We start from the raw sequence: 20,464 nt of genomic DNA on the forward strand, positions 1-20,464 counted from the left end.
AATGATAGTTAAAAAGCACTTAACCCCTCTAGAAATCAAACAAATATTGACTCTAGGATAAGTGCTTTCAGACAAAAAATGACTCCCCCTAACAGTACTATATGAATACAACCTCTACTCCTACCTTACACCCTTACTTTTTTCTTGTCATTCTCTGGTTACTTCAACTAACCAGTGCACAGACTGCTTTTGCCCAAGGGAATAATACGGCGCCTGTTTATAACGTCAATTTAACGGGCCAGCCAAACGGCGTTTACACTTCTCCAGACTTAGACAGAAACGGAAAAGCTTGCGGGGTTACCGGCAATGACAACTGTATTCAGTTCTCTGTGACCCTGGACAGAAATGCGGCGGGGCTGGAGTTTAATATCATTGACGGACCAGTCCCTTCTGGGTCCATGACCTATCAGATTAACTGTGGCAAACCTGTGCCTGTTGGTCAACCTATCTGTGTGTCTGGAGTGGGACCCCATGTCATTACCATCTGTATGCCCGGGGGTGCTAAAAACAAATACCAGGTTAAATCAATTGGAGCGTTTACCCCGGTGGCAGATACTCCGGTTTCTGGGGGTTGTTCTACCAAATTACAGGCCCCTTTCGCGTTTGAAGAGCCCTCCATTACTTGGACAGATATTACCGGTGGCGGCGCCTACAACAAATACCTGAGCTGTACCACAGGTTGCGCTACGCCTACGGTAACACCAGATGACAATGCACCTGCCTTTGTAGACTATGTGGTCTGCGGATCTTCTGTGCAGTCACCTTGCTCTGATCTTCCTTTCTGTGATACGGTGCGGGTATACTTTTCTAAAACTCCTACGGTATCCATCTCTCCCAGCCCGGCCATCATCTGTCCGGGCTCTTCTGGCGTTGAGCTGACCGGTCTTGTGACCGGCGGCTCTGGAAATTTCACTTACCTCTGGACAGACAGCAACGGCAACTTGGTTGGTAGCAGTCAAAAATTCATAGCACCTAAAACCGGAACGTACTCTTTAGAAGTTCGCACGGAGAATTACCCTTCTTGCAAGAAGTTCTCAGCTAGTATTAACGTAGTCACTGATTTAACTGTCAATGCCGGGCCTGACCAACTGGTCTGTTCTCTCAATCCTGTGAATTTGGCAGGAATAGTCACGGCCGCTACGGGTGGCCGGTGGAGCGGCGGATCTGGTACATTCTCGCCAAGCAATACCACATTAAATGCGGTTTATACGCCTACCGCCAGTGAACTGCAAGCGGGTTTTGTGAAGCTTACCTTAACCTCAACGGGCAATGGTTCTTGTACGGCAGCCAGTGATGAGGTGCTTGTTACTTTTTACAAAATGCAGGTGAGCGTGGCAGGACCTTCTGTTCTCTGTACCGGTGCTACGGCTAGTTTAACAGCCATCGTAACTGGTGCTGAAGGACCTGTCACCTACAAATGGAACACCGGCGAAACCACCGCCTCCATCTCCAACAAACCAGCTGGCACCTACACCGTCACAGTCACAGATGGAAAAAACTGTGCCATTCAAAAGTCGTTCACTGTCACGCAAGTAGTAAGCCCAACGGACCTTGCCTTTACATTAACCTCTACCACCTGCGGCGCCAGCAATGGCACCATTCAAGCCAGCGGAGTGACCAACGGCACCGCTCCTTTTACCTACAGCCTAAACGGCGGCGCATTCCAAGCCTCCACTACCTTCAGTTCACTGGCTAAGGGCACGTACGCGGTACAGGTGAAGGATGCTAATGGCTGCGTGTACTCAGAGTCAGTTACACTTCTGGATGTTCCGGGGCCTTCTGCCTTAGCTTTGACAAGCCAGTCCTCAACTTGTGGCAATGCCAACGGAGCAATTTCTGTGACAGGTGTTACTGGCGGGACAGCACCATACACCTATAGCTTAAACTCTTCTGCCTATCAGGGTTCGGCTAACTTTGCAGGGCTAGCAGCCGGCACTTATACTGTTTCGGTGAAGGACGCCAATGGTTGTCTTTTCGCCAAGGCAGTGACTGTGGGCAATGTGGCGGGTCCTTCTACTTTCGTTAGTTCGACCATTTCCAGCACTTGTGGCGCCAATAATGGAGGTATCACTATAACGGGTGTTACAGGAGGCACGGCACCCTACACCTATAGCAAGGATGGGATTAATTTCCAGAGCACGGCTTCCTTCACGGGCCTCCTGGCTGGCACTCATTCCATCACTGTCAAGGACACAAACGGCTGCACGGTTTCTAAATCTGTTACAGTGGCCAACGTGGCAGGTCCAACAAATATTCTTGGTACAGTAGCGTCTTCTACCTGTGGCAACAGCAACGGAACGTTGACTGTTACTGGAGTGACGGGAGGAACGGCGCCTTACACCTTCAGCCTGAATGGCGGGATTTTTGACGCATCTGGGACTTTCTCTTCGCTGACGGCCGCCACCTATAATGTGACTGTGAAGGACGCCAATGGATGTACTTTCTCCAAAGCCTTCACGATTTCAAACATTGCCGGGCCTTCTGATTTCTCTGCTAGCATTACCTCCTCTACCTGCGGTGCAGCTAATGGTGCGTTAACGGTAACGGGTATTACTGGCGGCACTACACCCTACAGCTACAGCATAGACGGTACTACTTTCCAAGCGTCTGCCAGTTTTACTGGGTTGACCGCGGGCACGCATTCTATTACCGTGAAGGATGCCAATGGATGCGTTTTCAGCAAAGTTGTCACGCTACAAGACATTGCCGGCCCAACCGCCTTTACCTTAACCCCAACGGCTTCTACCTGCGGCAACCCCAATGGAACCGTGTTGGTAAGCGGCGTAACGGGCGGAACCGCTCCCTACACCTATAGCCTAAACGGCACGGATTATCAGCCGTCTGCTACGTTCACTGCATTAGCCGCGGGTACATATACTGCCACGGTGAAAGATGCGAACGGCTGCACCATTACCAAAAGCGTGACCGTCACCAACATTGCAGGTCCTACTGCCTTAGCCGCGACCACAACCTCTTCTACCTGCGGCGCTGCCAACGGTGAATTAACCATCACTGGGGTTACCGGCGGAACAGCGCCTTATACCTACAGTAGAAACGGTTCTACCTTCCAAGCCTCGGCTACATTTACATCGTTGGCTTCCGGCGCTTATACCATCATCGTAAAAGACGCCAATGGTTGTACATATACCAAGGCGTTTACCATTACCAACATTGCTGGCCCCACTGCGGTTTCGGCCTCTGCCATTCCGGCCAGTTGCTTGAACAATGATGGAAGTATTCTTGTCTCTGGGGTAACCGGTGGCACCGCCCCTTATACGTATGCTATCAATGGCACTACCTTCCAATCAACTACTACATTTAGTGGTTTAGCTACGGGCACGTATACCATCACGGCTAAGGATGCCAACGGCTGCTTAATCACCACCTCTGTGAGCGTGGGCAAAAACATACCGACGGCGTTTGCCGCTACCATATCCTCTTCTACTTGCGGCGACAGCAACGGCAGCATTACCGTTGGCACCATCACCGGCGGAACTGCTCCTTTCACCTATAGCAAAGATGGGAGTACTTTCCAAGCGTCGGCTAGCTTTACAGGGTTAGCAGCCGGCACGCACAGTATCACCGTGAAAGACGCGAAGGGCTGTACGTTTACACGCTCTCTCACCATCACCAATAGTGCAGGTCCTTCAGATGTAGCCATTTCTACCAAAGCGACTACTTGCGGCAACGCTAATGGTGTACTAACCCTTGGTGCTGTCACTGGCGGAACGGCACCCTATTCTTATTCCCTGGACGGCAATAATTTTCAGACAGGCACTACCTTCACGACACTCACTTCTGGTACGAAAACCATCACGGTAAAAGATGCCAACGGTTGTGTCTACACGGAGCAGGTCACTATCTCTAATATTGCAGGCCCTGTTGCCTTTACTACCAGTACCCAAACCACCAGTTGCGGCCGGAACAACGGAGCCATCACCATTACCGCCGTCAATGGCGGTACAGCACCCTATACCTACAGCAAGGACGGAAACACGTTCCAATCCAACTCCACTTTCGCTACTTTGGTAGCCGGCACTTATACGCTGGTGGTGAAAGATGCAAATGGCTGTACAATTAGCCAGTCGGTAGAACTGCAAGACATTGCGGGTCCTTCTGCCTTGAACTTGACCAGCCTTTCCTCTACCTGCGGTAGCGCCAACGGTTCCATAAATGTACAATCTGTTTCGGGTGGGACTGCCCCTTACTCTTACTCTTTAAATGGAGGTACTTTCCAAACCGAAATTAGCTTCAATGGGCTTCTAGCGGCAGAATACACCATCACGGTCAAAGACATTAACGGCTGTACCTTCATCGAAGCGGTTACTGTTACCGACAAAGCAGGCCCAACCAATCTCCTGGCCAGCGCCCAGTCATCTACCTGTGGCGCCAGCAATGGAAAAGTAACTTTGACCGATGTCACCGGCGGAACCGCACCGTTCTCTTATAGCAAAGACGGAACTACCTTCCAGGCTGAGACCACCTTCACTGGTCTGGCGGCTGGCACTTATACCTTCACGGTGAAGGATGCCAACGGCTGTACTTATTCCAAGAGCTATATAGTTACCAATATCACTGGACCAACAGCAGTTGCTACTTCTGTGCAACCAGCTAGTTGTTTGAACAATGACGGGGTTCTAACCATTGGCAATGTGTCTGGCGGAACAGCTCCTTACACGTATGCTGTCAATGGAAGCAGTTTCCAGACAGAGGCTAGTTTCACTGGCTTGGCCGCTGGCACCTACACGCTTACTGCTAAAGATGTGAATGGCTGTACAGTCACTAAGACGGTTACCATTCAAGTAAACGTTCCTACAAATTTCACAACTTCTGTCACTTCTTCTACCTGCGGCAATGACAACGGAAGCATCACGGTTTCCCAAATCACTGGTGGAACGGCGCCCTACACTTATAGCAAGGATGGCCTAACTTTCCAGACTAGTTCTACTTTGACTGATTTACTAGCTGGCACGCACAGCATCACGGTGAAAGACAGCAAAGGCTGTACCTTTACCAAGCAAGTGACGGTCACCAATATTGCAGGTCCATCCAACTTTGTTGCCACTGCTAAGGCAAGTACCTGCGGAAACGCCAACGGCGAATTAGTGCTCACAGGCGTCACTGGCGGTACAGCTCCTTACACGTATTCAATTGATGGCTTTACCTTCCAGACGTCGGCTACCTTCACCGCTTTAACGGCAGGCACCTATACAGCCACCGCTAAGGATGCCAACGGCTGTACAATGACCAAACAGGTAACTATCAGCAACATTGCAGAACCTTCAGATTTTACCGCTACCACAGTATCTACTTCTTGCCGACGTAACAACGGAAGCATTTCCATATCTGGGGTGGTTAATGGCACTGCGCCTTACACCTATAGTTTAGACGGTGGGGCTTACCAAACCACTACTACTTTTACTACGCTAACAGCTGGCGCCTATACCATCCATGTAAAAGACGCCAACGGTTGTATTTTCAGCAAGACTATCCAAGTGCAGGATCAAGCAGGTCCTTCTGCCTTGAGCTTAGCTATCGCTTCTTCTACTTGTGGCAATAGCAACGGATCCCTTACCATTACAGGCGTAACCGGCGGCACTGCGCCATATACCTATGCATTGGGCACTGGCGCCTTCCAAGCTAACACCAGCTTCGGGAATTTGATGGCGGGGGAATACACCCTCACAGTCAAAGACGCGAATGGCTGTACGTATTCTCAAAAGGCGCGAGTAGAAAACATAGCTGGTCCTACCGCCATCTTGGCGTCCTTGTCAGCTTCTACCTGCGGCAATAGCAACGGGGTATTAAGGGTAACCAGCATTACTGGCGGCACGGAGCCTTACACATATTCCATTAACGGCGCCTCGTTCCAAACAGCTGCTAGCTTCTCCTCTCTTACCTCGGGTACGCATACCGTCATGGTGAAAGATGCCAACGGCTGTACCATGCAGAAGTCTTTCACCCTCACCAACGTTGCAGGCCCAACTGCTATAGCGGTTACTACGGTGGCTGCCAGCTGCCAGAACGATGACGGAAGCCTTATGGTAACCGGCGTTACAGGCGGAACGGCACCGTTTACTTACGCCATCAACAACGGAATTTACCAATCAAGTATAGAATTCACCGGCTTGGCAACGGGCACGTACACATTGGCCGCCAAGGATGCCAATGGATGTGTAATCACGAGAACAGTTACCATCAACAAAAATGTGCCTACTGCTTTTACCAGATCTACCACCGCCTCTACCTGCGGAAGCAACAACGGCAGCATCTCTATTACAGGCGTAACTGGTGGAACGGCTCCTTATTCCTACAGTACAGACGGCATCACGTTCCAGTCTTCTAATATTTTAACGGGTCTTCCAGCTGGCACCTACAATGTGACCATAAAAGATGCGAAGGGCTGTACTTTTGCCAACTCTGTGGTTGTCTCTAACATTGCAGGACCATCTAACCTAGCGGCAGTTCTCACCTATACCACCTGCGACGCTAGCAACGGGACGATAATCATTACAGGCGTAAGCGGCGGCACAGCCCCATACACCTATAGCCAGAATGGCACCGACTTCCAAGCATCTACCTATTTCAATGGGTTAACCGCCGGCCCGTATACGCTGATGGTGAAAGACGCCAATGGCTGCATCTTCTCCAAGGCATTCACGCTCACAAACATTGCTGGTCCTACAGCAATCTCAGCTACTGCTCAAGATGCATCTTGCCAGAATAATGACGGAAGTGTATTGGCAGCATCTGTTTCTGGGGGCACGGCTCCTTACAGCTATTCCATCAACGGCACCATCTTCCAAACAGCCGCCTCTTTTACAGGCTTGGCTTCAGGCACGTACACCCTCACCGCCAAAGACGCCAACGGTTGTTTGGCCACCACTTCCATCACAGTGGGCACGGATAAACCAGTGGCTTTTGCCCGTTCAACCGTCGCATCTACGTGCGGCAACAGCAACGGAAGTCTTACCATTACTGGCGTGACAGGAGGATTCGCGCCGTTCACTTACAGTAAAAACGGCACTAGCTTCCAAACCTCAGCCACCTTCACAGGATTAGCAGCCGGCACTTTTACCATTACCGTGAAAGATGCCAAAGGCTGTACCTATTCTGAGCAGGTAACTATCACCAACGTGGCAGGCCCAACAGAATTTATCTCTTTTGCCAAAGCTTCTACCTGCGGCAATGCCAACGGAGAATTGACCCTAGGTACCGTCACTGGTGGAACGGCCCCTTACACCTACTCTCTTAACAATGGTGCCTATCAGGCTTCCGCTACTTTTGGCGCCTTGATGGCGGGTGAATACCTGTTGACTGTCAAAGACGCCAATGGATGCGTGCTTTCTAAAACAGTACAGCTCACTAATATTGCCGGCCCTCAGGCGACCGCTACGGCAACAGCATCAACTTGCGGTAACAGCAACGGCCAAATCTCAGTGCAGGTCACGGGAGGAACAGCCCCTTATACCTTCAGCAGAGACGGCGGAGCCTTCCAGACGGAGAATACTTTCCAGAACCTGGCGGCCGCTACCTACAGCATCTCAGTGAAAGATGCCAACGGCTGTATAAAGACCCTTTATGTAGCTGTAACCAATATCAATGGACCTACTCAAGTAAGCCTTGCAACCGTTTCCAGCACCTGCGGTGCAGCCAATGGTAGCCTAACCATTTCTGGCGTAACAGGCGGAACCAGTCCTTTCCAATACTCATTGGACGGCACCTCCTTCCAAAACGGCACCAGCTTTGGACAAATCTTGGCGGGTGAGTACACCCTTACGGTAAAAGACGCTAATGGCTGTACTTACGCCCAGAAAGTGAGAGTAGAAAACATAGCTGGCCCAACTGATTTAGTGACTGCCAGCAAATCATCTACCTGCGCAAACGCCAACGGCGGACTGACAATTACTACGGTGACTGGCGGAATGGCACCCTTCACATACAGCCTGGAGGGAGCACCTTTCCAGACATCTGGCTCTTTCTTAAATCTGGCTTCTGGCACGTACATCCTCACCGTAAAAGACGCTAACGGATGTACATTCACTAAGCAAGCTACCATCACCAACATTACGGGCCCAACCGCCTTGGTGACAACCGTCAACTCTTCTACCTGCGGGAACAAGAATGGCAGTCTTACTGTCACTGGGGTTACCGGCGGCACCGCTCCTTATACCTATAGCAAAGATGGCAGCACCTTCCAGACCAGCGCCACCTTTGCTTCTTTGACAGCTGGCACCTACACCATCTTGGTAAAAGATGCCAATGGGTGCTCAGTTTCTCAAACAGTGACAGTAGGAGATGTGGCAGGCCCTACCAACCTTGCGGTAAGCAACGTTTCATCCACCTGCGGAAGCAGCAATGGCTCTATCCTAGTCAATGGCGTAACCGGCGGCACGGCTCCTTACCAGTACTCCTTGAACGGAGGCACTTTCCAGAGCAATACTACTTTCCAGCAGTTGGCGGCGGGTACGCATTCCATTACGGTGAAAGACGCCAACGGCTGTATCTTCAGCAAGTCAATAACGCTAGTGAACATTGCCGGGCCGTCCAGCTTTACAGCTTCTACCCTTCCTTCTAACTGCGGTTCTAGCAACGGTAGCCTGACGGTGACTGCCACCACGGGCGGGACGGCTCCTTACACCTACAGTATAGACGGCATCAACTACCAGGCCTCTTCTACCTTCTCAGCACTACTGGCAGGCACCTACACCGTTATTGTGAAAGATGCTAACGGCTGTACTTTCCAGAAGGCAGTCACCCTCTCAAACATTGCGGGTCCTACGGCTATCGCGGTTAGTTCTCTACCGGCCAGTTGTTTGAACAATGACGGAAGTATCTTTGTAGGCAACGTCACCGGCGGAACGGCCCCATTCACCTATTCCATCAACGGTACCACCTTCCAGACAGGCACCACGTTCCTAGGACTGGCAGCCGGCACGTACACGGTGTACTCAAAAGATGCGAATGGCTGTGTAACCTCTTCGCCCGTAACTATTCAGGAAAATGTGCCTACGCGTTTTGTTAGCACCACCACAGCCTCTACTTGTGGCCGCAGTGACGGTCAGTTAACCATTGGTCAAGTAACCGGTGGCACGGCTCCCTATCAATACAGCCAGGACGGCGTGACCTATCAAACGTCTACCACCTTTAACAACCTGGCGGCGGGCACCTACACCATTTTTGTAAAAGACAGCAAAGGCTGTATTTATAGCCAGGCAGTATCTATCAGCAACATCTCAGGCCCTACCTTCACTACCTCTAGCGACGCCAGCACTTGCGGCGCGGCAAATGGACGCATTGTAGTGTCTGGTGTTTCTGGGGGAGTTGCTCCATACACGTATAGCAAAGACGGAAGCACCTTCCAAACGGCCACTACCTTTAGCAACTTGCTGGCTGGCACGTATGCCATCACCACCAAAGACGCCAATGGATGTGTGTCAACAGAGACCGTAGTAGTGACAGATATTGCCGGACCTAGCGAGGCTGTACTTACCGCTACTTCTTCTACCTGCGGTAATAGCAACGGACGGTTGGTAGTAGGCACAATCACTGGCGGAACGGCTCCTTTCACCTACAGCAGCAATGGTACCTCATTCCAGGCTTCGGCCACTTTCTCAGGCTTAAAAGCTGGCGCGTACACCGTCACGGTGAAAGATGCCAACGGCTGTATCTACACTAAGACTGTTGAGCTAGAAAACATAGCTGGACCCACTCAACTGCAATTGGCCGCTACTTCTTCTACCTGTGGCGCCAACAATGGAGTAATTGCCATTAACGGTGTACTAGCCGGAACAGCTCCATATGTCTTCTCCCTGAACGGTTCTGCCTACCAAAGCTCAACAAGTTTCACAGCAGTATTAGCAGGTGAGCATACGGTAACAGTGAAAGATGCCAATGGTTGTACCTACAGCCAGAAAGTAACCCTCACCAACATTGCCGGTCCAACTACTTTCATGGCTAGCACCAATGCTTCTACCTGCGGTGCCAATAATGGTGCCTTGACCATCACAGACGTCACTGACGGCACGGCTCCTTATACTTACAGCAAGGACGGGGTGAACTTCCAGGCTTCGGCTACCTTCTCAGAGGTGTTGGCGGGCACGTACTCTATCACCGTGAAAGACGCTAATGGCTGTTCTACCACCAAGTCAGTTTCTGTTGCAGATGTAAAAGGTCCAAGCGCCCTGGTGGCTACCTTCTCTCCGGCCAGTTGCGCAGACAATGACGGCACCATTACCATCTCTGGCGTAACCGGGGGCACGGCGCCTTTCAGCTACTCCATCAATGGCAGTGCCTTTACTGCAACCACCTCTTATGCTGGTTTGAAGTCAGGAGACTATGTGATCATGGCCAAAGACGCCAATGGTTGCCAGGTAAGCACTACGCTCCAAATCAACCAGAACGTTCCTACCGCCTTTGCCTTCAGCACTACCTCCTCAACGTGTGGAAATAGCAACGGACGCATTTCCCTGGGAGGAATCACGGGTGGCACGGCTCCTTATACCTATAGCAAAGATGGCAACACGTTCCAAGCGGGTGCTTCGTTCACTGCGCTGGTGGCCGGCACATACAGCATCACCGTGAAAGACGCCAAGGGCTGTACATTTACCCAAGCGGTGACGCTCGGCAACACCAACGGTCCTTCTGATGCCATTACCACAACCAAAGCCTCTACCTGCGGAAGTAACAACGGTGAGTTCACCGTCAGCAGTGTAGCGGGCGGAACTGCTCCGTTTACCTATAGATTGGAGGAGGGCAGTTTCCAGACTTCGGCTACCTTCACAGGGCTGACCGCTGGGGCTTATACACTTCACGTAAAAGACGCGAACGGCTGTATTTACACAGAAGAGGTTTCTTTACAAGACATCTCAGGCCCGTCCTTCACGGCCACTGCCCAAGCCTCTACCTGTAGCGCCAGCAATGGAGCCATTATGGTACAAAATGTGGCCGGCGGCACCGCACCGTATACCTACAGCAAGAATGGTACTTTGTTCCAAACCAGCGCCTCTTTTACAGGCTTGCTGGCCGGGACGCATACCATTACTGTACAAGATGCCAATGGGTGTCGCTTCAGCCGGTCTGTAGTAGTTGAAAACATAGCAGGCCCCGCAGACCTGTTATTAGTCTCTACCGCTTCTACCTGTGGCAACAGCAATGCTTCTATCTCAGTCACTAACGTTACCGGTGGAACCGCTCCGTATACTTACGCCCTAAACGGCGGATCCTTCCAAATCGCGAGTCTGTTTGATTTCATTAAAGCAGGTGAGCACACGGTGACCGTAAAAGATGCCAATGGCTGTGTATTCTCTAAGAAGGTAGTCATCACAAACGTGGCAGGCCCTTCTGCCTTCACGGCCTCTACCACAGCTTCTACCTGCGGCAACAACAACGGCGAGCTAACCCTCACAGGCGTGACAGGCGGAACGGCTCCTTATACCTATAGCAAGGACGGGCTTATTTTCCAGACGTCAGAAACCTTCACCGCCTTGTCTGCTGGCTCTTATACCATCACGGTGAAAGACGCCAACGGCTGTATTCTTACTAAGGCTGTAACCGTCGCCAACGTGGCCGGCCCAACTGCGGTAGCTGCCACTACTGGTTCTGCTTCTTGCGCAAACCAAGATGGCAGTGTGACTGTTTCTGGAGTGACGGGTGGCACTGCGCCTTACCAATTCTCTATCAATGGCACTACCTTCCAGCCGGGATTAACCTTTGAGAACCTGGCAGCTGGCACGTACACGCTTACAGCCAGAGACGCCAATGGATGCACGGTTACCGCATCTGTGCAAGTAAAACAGAACGTGCCTACTGCTCTTACCGCTACAACCACCGCTGCTACCTGCGGTCAAAGCAATGGCAGCATTCAGGCAACAGCGGTCACGGGTGGTACTGCTCCTTACACGTATAGTTTAGACGGTTTTGTATTCCAGGCTTCGGCCACGTTTACAGGAGTAGGCGCCGGCACGCACACGCTTCTGGTAAAAGATGCGAAGGGCTGTACATTCAGCACCTCTGTGCAGGTGGGCAACATTGCCGGACCTACCGGCTTTGCCATCGCTACCAAAGCAACTACCTGCGGCATTGCCAACGGCGAATTGACGATGGGAGCGGTCACGGGCGGAACGGCTCCTTACACCTACTCGTTAGAGGGGTCTCCTTTCCAGGCTAACGCCAGATTCACTGGCTTGCTGGCCGGCGATTACGTCCTCACCGTGAAAGACGCCAACGGTTGTACCTTCATAAAAACAGTCACGCTTACAGATGTACCGGGGCCAACAGATTTCACGGCGGCACCAGTGGCCTCTACCTGCGGAGACAACAACGGAAAAATTACAGTCTCTGGAGTTTTAGGCGGCACGGCACCTTATAGCTATTCCTTGAATGGAGGCACCTTCCAACCTGCTGCCAGCTTTACAGGACTGCTGACCGGCAACTACACCATCACGGTAAAAGACGCCAATGGCTGTGTAACCAGCAAAACGGTAGACGTTACCAACATTGCCGGACCAAGCACTCTGACGGCTACCAGCGTACCTACTACCTGCGGTGCTTCTAACGGTTCTATTATCATTACGGGTACTACGGCCGGAACCGCTCCTTATACTTATGCACTGGACAACGGCAACTTCCAAACTGCTGCCACCTTTGCCGCCGTGTTGGCGGGCGAGCATACAGTAACCGTAAGAGATGCTAACGGCTGTACTTACAGTCAAAAGGTACAAGTAGAAAACATTGCCGGTCCGTCTGGCTTAGTGGTTACTACCCAATCCAGTACCTGCGATAATAAGAACGGCGGCCTAACCATTGCCTCTGTTAAGGGTGGCACCGCGCCTTACACCTATAGTGTAGACGGCAGTACTTTCCAAGGGTCAAGCGACTTCAACAACTTGATGGCTGGGCCATACACTGTGACTGTCAAAGATGCCAACGGATGCGCTACGCAAAAGACCGTGACTATCTCTAACATCACCGGCCCTACGGGAGTCGCGGCCTTTGCGGAACCTGCTAGTTGCCAGAACAACGACGGACGCGTGTCTGTCTCTGGCGTAACGGGCGGAACGGCTCCTTATACCTACTCCATTAATAGACAGGACTTTGCAACGGATGAAACATTCACCAGCTTAGCAGCGGGCCAGTACACCATTACGGTGCGGGATGCCAATGGCTGCGAGGTGACTGCTACAGTAGAAGTAAAGACCAACATGCTTACCAGCTTCTCAGCCGCTACTAACGCCTCTACCTGTGAGCAACAGAACGGCAGTGTAACGGTAAGTGCGGTAACCGGAGGTTTTGCCCCTTACACCTATAGCGTAAACGGAGGTGTCTATCAAAGCAATGCCACGTTTGCGGGTATGTCCATGGGCACTCATACGGTCATGGTGAAAGATGCCAGAGGCTGTACCATAAGCCAAGAGGTGACCATTCAGAACATTACCGGCCCAACCTTCACCTTAACCACCACTGCCAGCACCTGTGGCAATAGCAATGGAAAGATAAATGTGATGGGATTAACCGGCGGTACTGCGCCATTCCTCTACAGCAGAAATGGGGTAGACTTCCAGACGGCTTCTGGCTTTGAGAACCTGATAGCCGGCACCTACACCATCATCGTGAAAGATGCCAACGGTTGCCAGACCTCAGAGACAGTGACTCTAGAAGGCGAAGCCGGACCTAACACTTTCACAGCAACTGCTACTCCTTCTACCTGTGGCAACAGCAACGGCCAAGTGACTATAGATGAGGTAACAGGAGGAACGGCACCTTATCTGTATAGCGTAGACGGCGGCACGTTCCAAACGGGCTCTACTTTCGGGAACATGAGAGCAGGCACTTACCAGATAACCGTGAAAGACGCCAACGGTTGTCTGTTCACCTCAGCGGTTACGGTAGGCAATGTAGATGGCCCAAGCACTGTAAGACTAGCCGCCAAGGCTAGCACTTGCGGGGATAGGAACAGTGAATTGACCGTAACGGAAATTACCGGCGGAACCGCTCCCTACACTTACTCACTCAACGGAATTGACTTCCAGACCGAGGCAACCTTTACGGCCCTGGCCGCTGGTGAGCAAACCATGATTGTGAAAGACGCCAATGGATGCGTGATTACCCAAAAGATGACCATAGAGAACCTAGCAGGTCCAGCCAATTTATTGGCCGCCACTAGCGCTTCTACTTGTGGCAAATCTGATGGTACAGTCACGATCACTAGCGTAAGCGGTGGGACTGCTCCTTACAGCTACAGCATTGACGGCATTAGTTTCCAAGCGTCGGCTAGCTTTACTTCGCTGCCAGATGGAGATTACACCATCACGGTAAAAGATGCAAACGGCTGTACTTTCCAGAAAGAAGTAACCATCAACAATATAACCGGACCAACCACAGTAGCCGCCAGCACCATGGCCGCCAGCTGCTCTGACCAGGACGGAAGCTTGACGGTGACGGGTGTAACAGGTGGCACTGCTCCTTACACTTATGCCTTGAACGGTGGCATTTTCCAAACCAGCACTACTTTTGCGGCCTTGGCCTCTGGCACTTACACCTTGATAGCCAAGGACGCCAATGGTTGTGAGGTAAGCACTATGGTACAAGTGGGCAAAGAAACACCTGTCAGCTTTATAGCTTCAGCCAAAGCTTCTACCTGCGGCGCTCCTAACGGAATCATCACCATTGACAACGCAACGGGTGGTTCTGCACCCTATACCTTTGCCCTAGAGAATGGCACCTTCCAGACGTCTAACCGCTTCTCAGGATTAGCCGCTGGCACCTACACCATCACCGTGAAAGATGCCAAAGGCTGTACCTCCGTAGAGCAAGTGCAGGTGACAGATGTAGCCGGATTTGCAGGATTCACTGTCTTGGCGCAAGCTACTTCTTGCAATAATAGCAATGGAAAAATCACCGTCTCAACAGTAGCAGGTGGCACAGCTCCATTCAGCTATAGCCTGGACGGAATCAACTTCCAGGGCAATGCCACCTTCACGGCCTTGACCGTTGGTAAGTACACCGTCCTGGTAAAAGACGCGAACGGCTGTACGTTTACCCAAGAAGCCGAAGTGACGTCAACCTCTGGCCCTACTGACTTTAAGATTGGTTTGCAGGCCACTACCTGTGATAAAGCCAACGGAGTGATTACCGTGGCAGACATCACAGACGGCGTAGCACCATTCACTTACAGCAAAAACGGCACAACGTTCCAGACATCGCCTACTTTTAACGGCTTAACAGCTGGCAAATACACCATTCTGGTGAAAGACGCCAACGGCTGTACGCACACCAGAGAAGTAGAGGTAGAAAATGTGGAAGGTCCTAAAGACTTTGTCCTAGCATCCACTCCCCCGGCTTGTGGTAACGCCAACGGTACCATCACCATCCAAGCCCCAACCGGTGGAACCAGTCCTTACGCGGTCACCTTGAAAGGATTTGCCTTGGAGACAACTACTAATTTGGAGAGTGCTTCTTACACATTTGAGAAGTTGCCGGCAGGCACCTACACCATTACCTTGACAGACGCCAATGGTTGTCAAGTGGTGAAGCAAGTGACGTTGCAGGACAAGACAGGCCTAACAGCATTTGCCACGACCACCACCTCGGTTACTTGTACTACGGCTGGTTCTATCACTATCACCGGCACCACCGGCGGAACCGCACCATTCCTATACTCCTTGGATGGCAGTACGTTCCAGGCTTCTAACACTTTCACCCAACTAGCCGCCAAGGCCTACCAAGTGTATGTGAAAGACGTCAACGGTTGCGGCGCTTCTTCAACGGTAACGGTGAGAGAAAACAAGTTGCAAGATGCTACTCTGGCCTTCACGGCTTCTACCTGCGGATTGGCAAATGGTTCTATTACCATCAGCAACGTGACGGGCGGTTCGGAACCATATACCTACAGCCTGAACGGAGCGGCATTCCAAACGTCTGCGCAGTTCCAGAACCTGGCGGTAGGATCTTATACCGTTACCATCAAAGATGCTACGGGTTGTGTGCTCACCAAAAACCAGAGCATCACCTCTACCGGTGGCATTCAGACCTATGTGGTAAGTAACACCAACGCTACCTGCGGAAACACTAACGGCAAAATCAGCATCAGCCAGGTGCAAGGCGGACAAAGCCCTTACAGCTACAGCATCAACGGCACCACCTTCCAGACCGGTGCAGAGTTTACCGGCCTAGCTGAAGGAACTTACCAAGTGACAGTTAAGGATGCCAAAGGATGTCTTCTGGTACAATCTACCACGGTGGCCAGCACCACGTCTATCACAAAGGCAAGTGTTACTGCAGAGCCTGCGGGTTGCGGCCAGACAATTGGTAAAGTTACCGTCACCCAAGTAGAGGGAGGCACCGCGCCATACACCTACTCACTCACAGGCACCACCTTCACCAGCAATGCTACCATGACGGGTGTAGCGCCGGGCAACTACCAGCTCACAGTTAAAGACGCCAAAGGTTGTACGTTCTCAACTCCGGTGACAGTAACCCAAGTAGGCGCGCAACTAGCTTCTGTGAAGAACGTGCTTTGCCTGGGAGATGCCAACGGTTCCATTTCCTTCTCCACGCAAGGCGCCAAAGGCCAAGCCGAATTCAGTATCAACAACGGGCAGTCGTTCCAGAAGGATTCTGTATTCAACGGCTTGGCAGTAGGCACCTACCAGCTAGTAGCTCGCTTTGGCGGCACCTGCACCATAAGCGTAGGCAAGGCAGACGTGAAAGCCCCTACGGCTATCAAGGCTACCGTCAAAGCCATCACGGCCAACAGCGCCGCGGTAACGGCCATTAGCGGTGGTACGGCTCCTTACACCTACAAGCTGAACAACAGTCAGTTTGCCAAGGACTCTGTCTTTACCAACCTAAGCCCGGGCAACTATACCCTGACGGTAAAAGACAAGAACGGCTGTACGGTAGAAGTAACCTTCACTATGCAGGCTATCTCTGACGGCCAGGGCATTGAGATCCCAACTGGGTTCACGCCTAACGGTGACGGCATCAATGATGTATGGGTCTTGAAAAACCTGAACACCATGTTCCCTGGCTGTAGAGTAACCGTGTACAACCGCTGGGGAAGCCCGGTGTTTGAGTCCAGAGGCTATCAGAAACCTTGGGACGGTAACGTCATGGGCAAACCAGTACCTGCCGGCACATACTACACCGTGGTTGAGCTAGGCAACGGACAACCAGCCATCAGAAAGTCCATCACCATCATACGCTAAGCTGTCCCTAGACCCTAATTAGTCTTATGAAAAAGTACCTTATCCTTTTCACCTTTTTGCTGGGGGCCTCTGTAGCGGAGGCCCAGCAGAAGGCGCTATCCAGTCAGTACATGACCAATTACTTTCTCTTAAACCCAGCCGTAGCCGGGTATGAGAAGGACCTCAACTTCAAGGCCGGCTTCCGGAACCAGTGGGTAGGGTTTGAGGGCGCGCCCCAGACCTTTTACCTGAGCGGCGAAGGAGCCTTGTTCCAGAACAGCAGAAGCCGCAGACGCGGCAAAATGCAGGGGTTCCATGGCGTAGGTGGTTATTTGTACACAGACAACACGGGTCCCACAAGACAGACGGCAGTGCTGGCCTCTTACGCCTACCATGTGCCCTTGAACCGCGAATTGTGGTTGTCTTCTGGCATGTTTGTGGGCGCGCAGCAGTTCAAGTTTGACCCAAATAAGGTACAGCTGGCCGACAACTCCAACCACTTGGACCCCGTGACGGCCTCTGGCCCCATCAACAAGTTTATGCCAGATTTAACCTTGGGCGTGAACCTGCACAATGAGCAGTTTTTTGCGGGCATATCTTTGTTCCAAGTGTTGGGCAACAAGTTTTTTGAAGTAGAGAATAGTAACAATGAAAGCCGGCTGTACCGTCACCTATATGTGTCGGGGGGTTATAATTTTGACGTGCAGAAGAACATCTCTCTCTCGCCTTCCATCCTGTTCAAGTACGCAGAACCGGCGCCGGTGCAGGCAGACTTCAACCTGAAAGGCATTTACCACTTCAGCAAGCGCCGCCGGAGCAAGGCAGATGACCAGATCTGGGCCGCCGTTTCTTACCGCACCCAAGACGCCGTAGTGGCGTTGCTGGGCACGCAGTTCAAGGAGCAGTACCAGTTCTCTTACTCCTATGACATCACCGTTTCAAGGTTAAGACCCTACAGCGCGGGCTCTCATGAAATCATGCTGGGGTTCAGGGTGAAGCAATAAGAATAGGCCAGGGATTTTCGCTTTTTTCAGAAGATTCACTCCCCTTCACGAAGTCGTTTTTGGCCTGTTTCTCAGAAAGTAGGCCAAAAACGACTTCGTTCTTTTACAGGGATCCAGAAGTTTTTTCATCACGTAAACCGCCAGGATTCTTGTACTTAAATGGGCCTTAATCGGAACTTACGAAGGCCAGAGCCTGTTAGCCCCAGAATAACTCAAGAGTGTAACTGGTTGGAGCAAAGGCGATTTTATAATTTAATATAAAAAACCGCCGGAAAAACCCTACCTTTGCGCCCTGAAAATAACCTCTGAATGCAAAGTATCCGCAACATCGCGATTATTGCCCACGTGGACCACGGTAAGACCACGCTGGTAGACAAAATCATCCACGCCTCAAAGATTTTTGACGCCCACCAACAGTTCGACGACCTTATCCTGGACAACAATGACCTGGAGCGGGAACGCGGCATCACTATCGTTTCCAAGAACGTATCGGTTCGTTACAACGGTGTTAAAATTAACATCATTGACACGCCTGGTCACGCCGACTTTGGAGGTGAAGTAGAGCGCGTGTTGAAAATGGCCGACGGTGTTCTTTTGTTGGTAGATGCCTTTGAAGGCCCTATGCCACAGACCCGTTTCGTGCTAGGTAAAGCTATCCAGTTGGGCTTGAAGCCAATTGTGGTGGTAAACAAAGTAGACAAAGAAAACTGCCGCCCAGACGAGGTGCACGAAATGGTATTCGACCTGATGTTCAACTTGGACGCCACTGAAGACCAGTTAGACTTCGTGACCCTTTACGGTTCCAGCAAGCATGGCTGGATGAGCACAGACTGGCAGAAACCAACTGATAACATCATCCCGCTTTTAGATGCCATCATCAATGTAATCCCGCCTGCTCCTTTTGAGGAAGGAACGCCACAGATGCAGATTACATCATTGGACTACTCTTCTTTTGTGGGTCGTATTGCCATTGGACGTGTAAAGCGCGGTACTTTGAAAGAAGGCGCCAACATGAGCCTTTGCAAGCGTGACGGTTCTATCAAGAAAGTAAAAATCAAAGAACTTCAAGTGTTTGAAGGTCTTGGCAAAGTGAAAGTAGAAGAAGTATCTGCCGGCGAAATCTGCGCCGTGACCGGTATTGAAGGCTTTGACATTGGCGATACCCTGGCAGACTTTGAGAACCCAGAGCCGTTGGAGCGCATCTCTATTGATGAGCCAACCATGAACATGTTGTTCACCATCAACAACTCTCCTTTCTTCGGGAAAGAGGGCAAGTTTGTAACATCGCGTCACTTGCGTGACCGTTTGTTCAAAGAGATGGAGAAAAACCTGGCCCTGCGTGTAGACGAGACTGACAAAGAAGATACCTTCTTGGTATACGGACGTGGTATTCTCCATTTGTCTGTACTGATTGAAACCATGCGCCGTGAAGGCTATGAGTTACAAGTAGGCCAGCCACAGGTTATCTTCAAAGAAGTAGACGGCCAGAAAATGGAGCCTATGGAGCACTTGGTGGTGGACGTACCAGAAGAATCTGCCGGTAAGGTGATTGAATTGGTAACCCAGCGCAAAGGTGACTTGACCATCATGGAGCCGAAGGGCGACTTGCAACACTTGGAATTCAACATTCCTGCGCGTGGTTTGATTGGTCTGCGTAACAACGTATTGACCGCAACCGCTGGTGAGGCCATCATGAACCACCGTTTCATGAGCTATGAGCCCTTCAAAGGCGCTATCCCAGGCCGTATCAACGGTTCTTTGATTGCCATGGAGACTGGCCCAGGAACGGCTTACTCTATTGACAAACTGCAAGACAGAGGCGTGTTCTTTGTTGATCCAGGCGAAGATGTGTACATGGGCATGGTAATTGGCGAGCACTCTCGTCAGAATGACCTGACCGTAAACATCCAGAAAGGAAAGCAGTTGACCAACATGCGTGCCTCTGGTTCTGACAACAACGTGAAAATTGTTCCTAAGAAGCAGTTCTCTCTGGAAGAAGCTATGGAATACATCCAGAAGGATGAGTTGCTGGAGATTACGCCTAAGAGCATTAGAATGCGTAAGATTTACTTGGATGAGAATGAGCGTAAGCGCTACGGTGACAAAAGCTAATCTCATTAATTCATAAAAGAAGAAGCCCGGCCAAATTGGTCGGGCTTCTTCTTTTATAGGGGATTTTGTTTTTGGCCTGTTTTCTGGGAATGGGGGCAAAAACGGATTAGAATTCACTAAATGCTACTTCCTAATAGACTATAACGTCTAGGCTAAATGGCG

Annotated in this window: 3 protein-coding genes; all 3 read left to right on the forward strand. The window is 51.2% G+C overall.

The features are described 5' to 3' along the window. The first annotated feature begins 101 nt into the window (after nucleotides 1-101). Nucleotides 102-17,207, forward strand: a complete 17,106-nt coding sequence (locus TH61_RS18075; RefSeq protein ID WP_066505707.1) for a gliding motility-associated C-terminal domain-containing protein — start codon at nucleotides 102-104, stop codon at nucleotides 17,205-17,207. 26 nt (nucleotides 17,208-17,233) lie between these two features. Beyond that, entirely contained in the window at nucleotides 17,234-18,190 is a 957-nt protein-coding gene (locus tag TH61_RS03010; protein ID WP_066505709.1) for a type IX secretion system membrane protein PorP/SprF, read from the forward strand. 309 nt (nucleotides 18,191-18,499) lie between these two features. After that, the gene (gene typA / locus TH61_RS03015; RefSeq protein WP_066505710.1) at nucleotides 18,500-20,302 is read left to right on the forward strand and encodes a translational GTPase TypA; all 1,803 of its coding nucleotides are present in this window, start codon (nucleotides 18,500-18,502) and stop codon (nucleotides 20,300-20,302) included. Nucleotides 20,303-20,464: the final 162 nt, after the last annotated feature.

This window comes from Rufibacter sp. DG15C, from assembly GCF_001577755.1.
Lineage (GTDB): Bacteria > Bacteroidota > Bacteroidia > Cytophagales > Hymenobacteraceae > Nibribacter.

Coding starts and splice junctions, on each gene's coding strand:
- TH61_RS18075 (WP_066505707.1), top strand. CDS start 102: ATGAATACAACCTCTACTCCTACCTTACACCCTTACTTTTTTCTTGTC.
- TH61_RS03010 (WP_066505709.1), top strand. CDS start 17,234: ATGAAAAAGTACCTTATCCTTTTCACCTTTTTGCTGGGGGCCTCTGTA.
- typA (WP_066505710.1), top strand. CDS start 18,500: ATGCAAAGTATCCGCAACATCGCGATTATTGCCCACGTGGACCACGGT.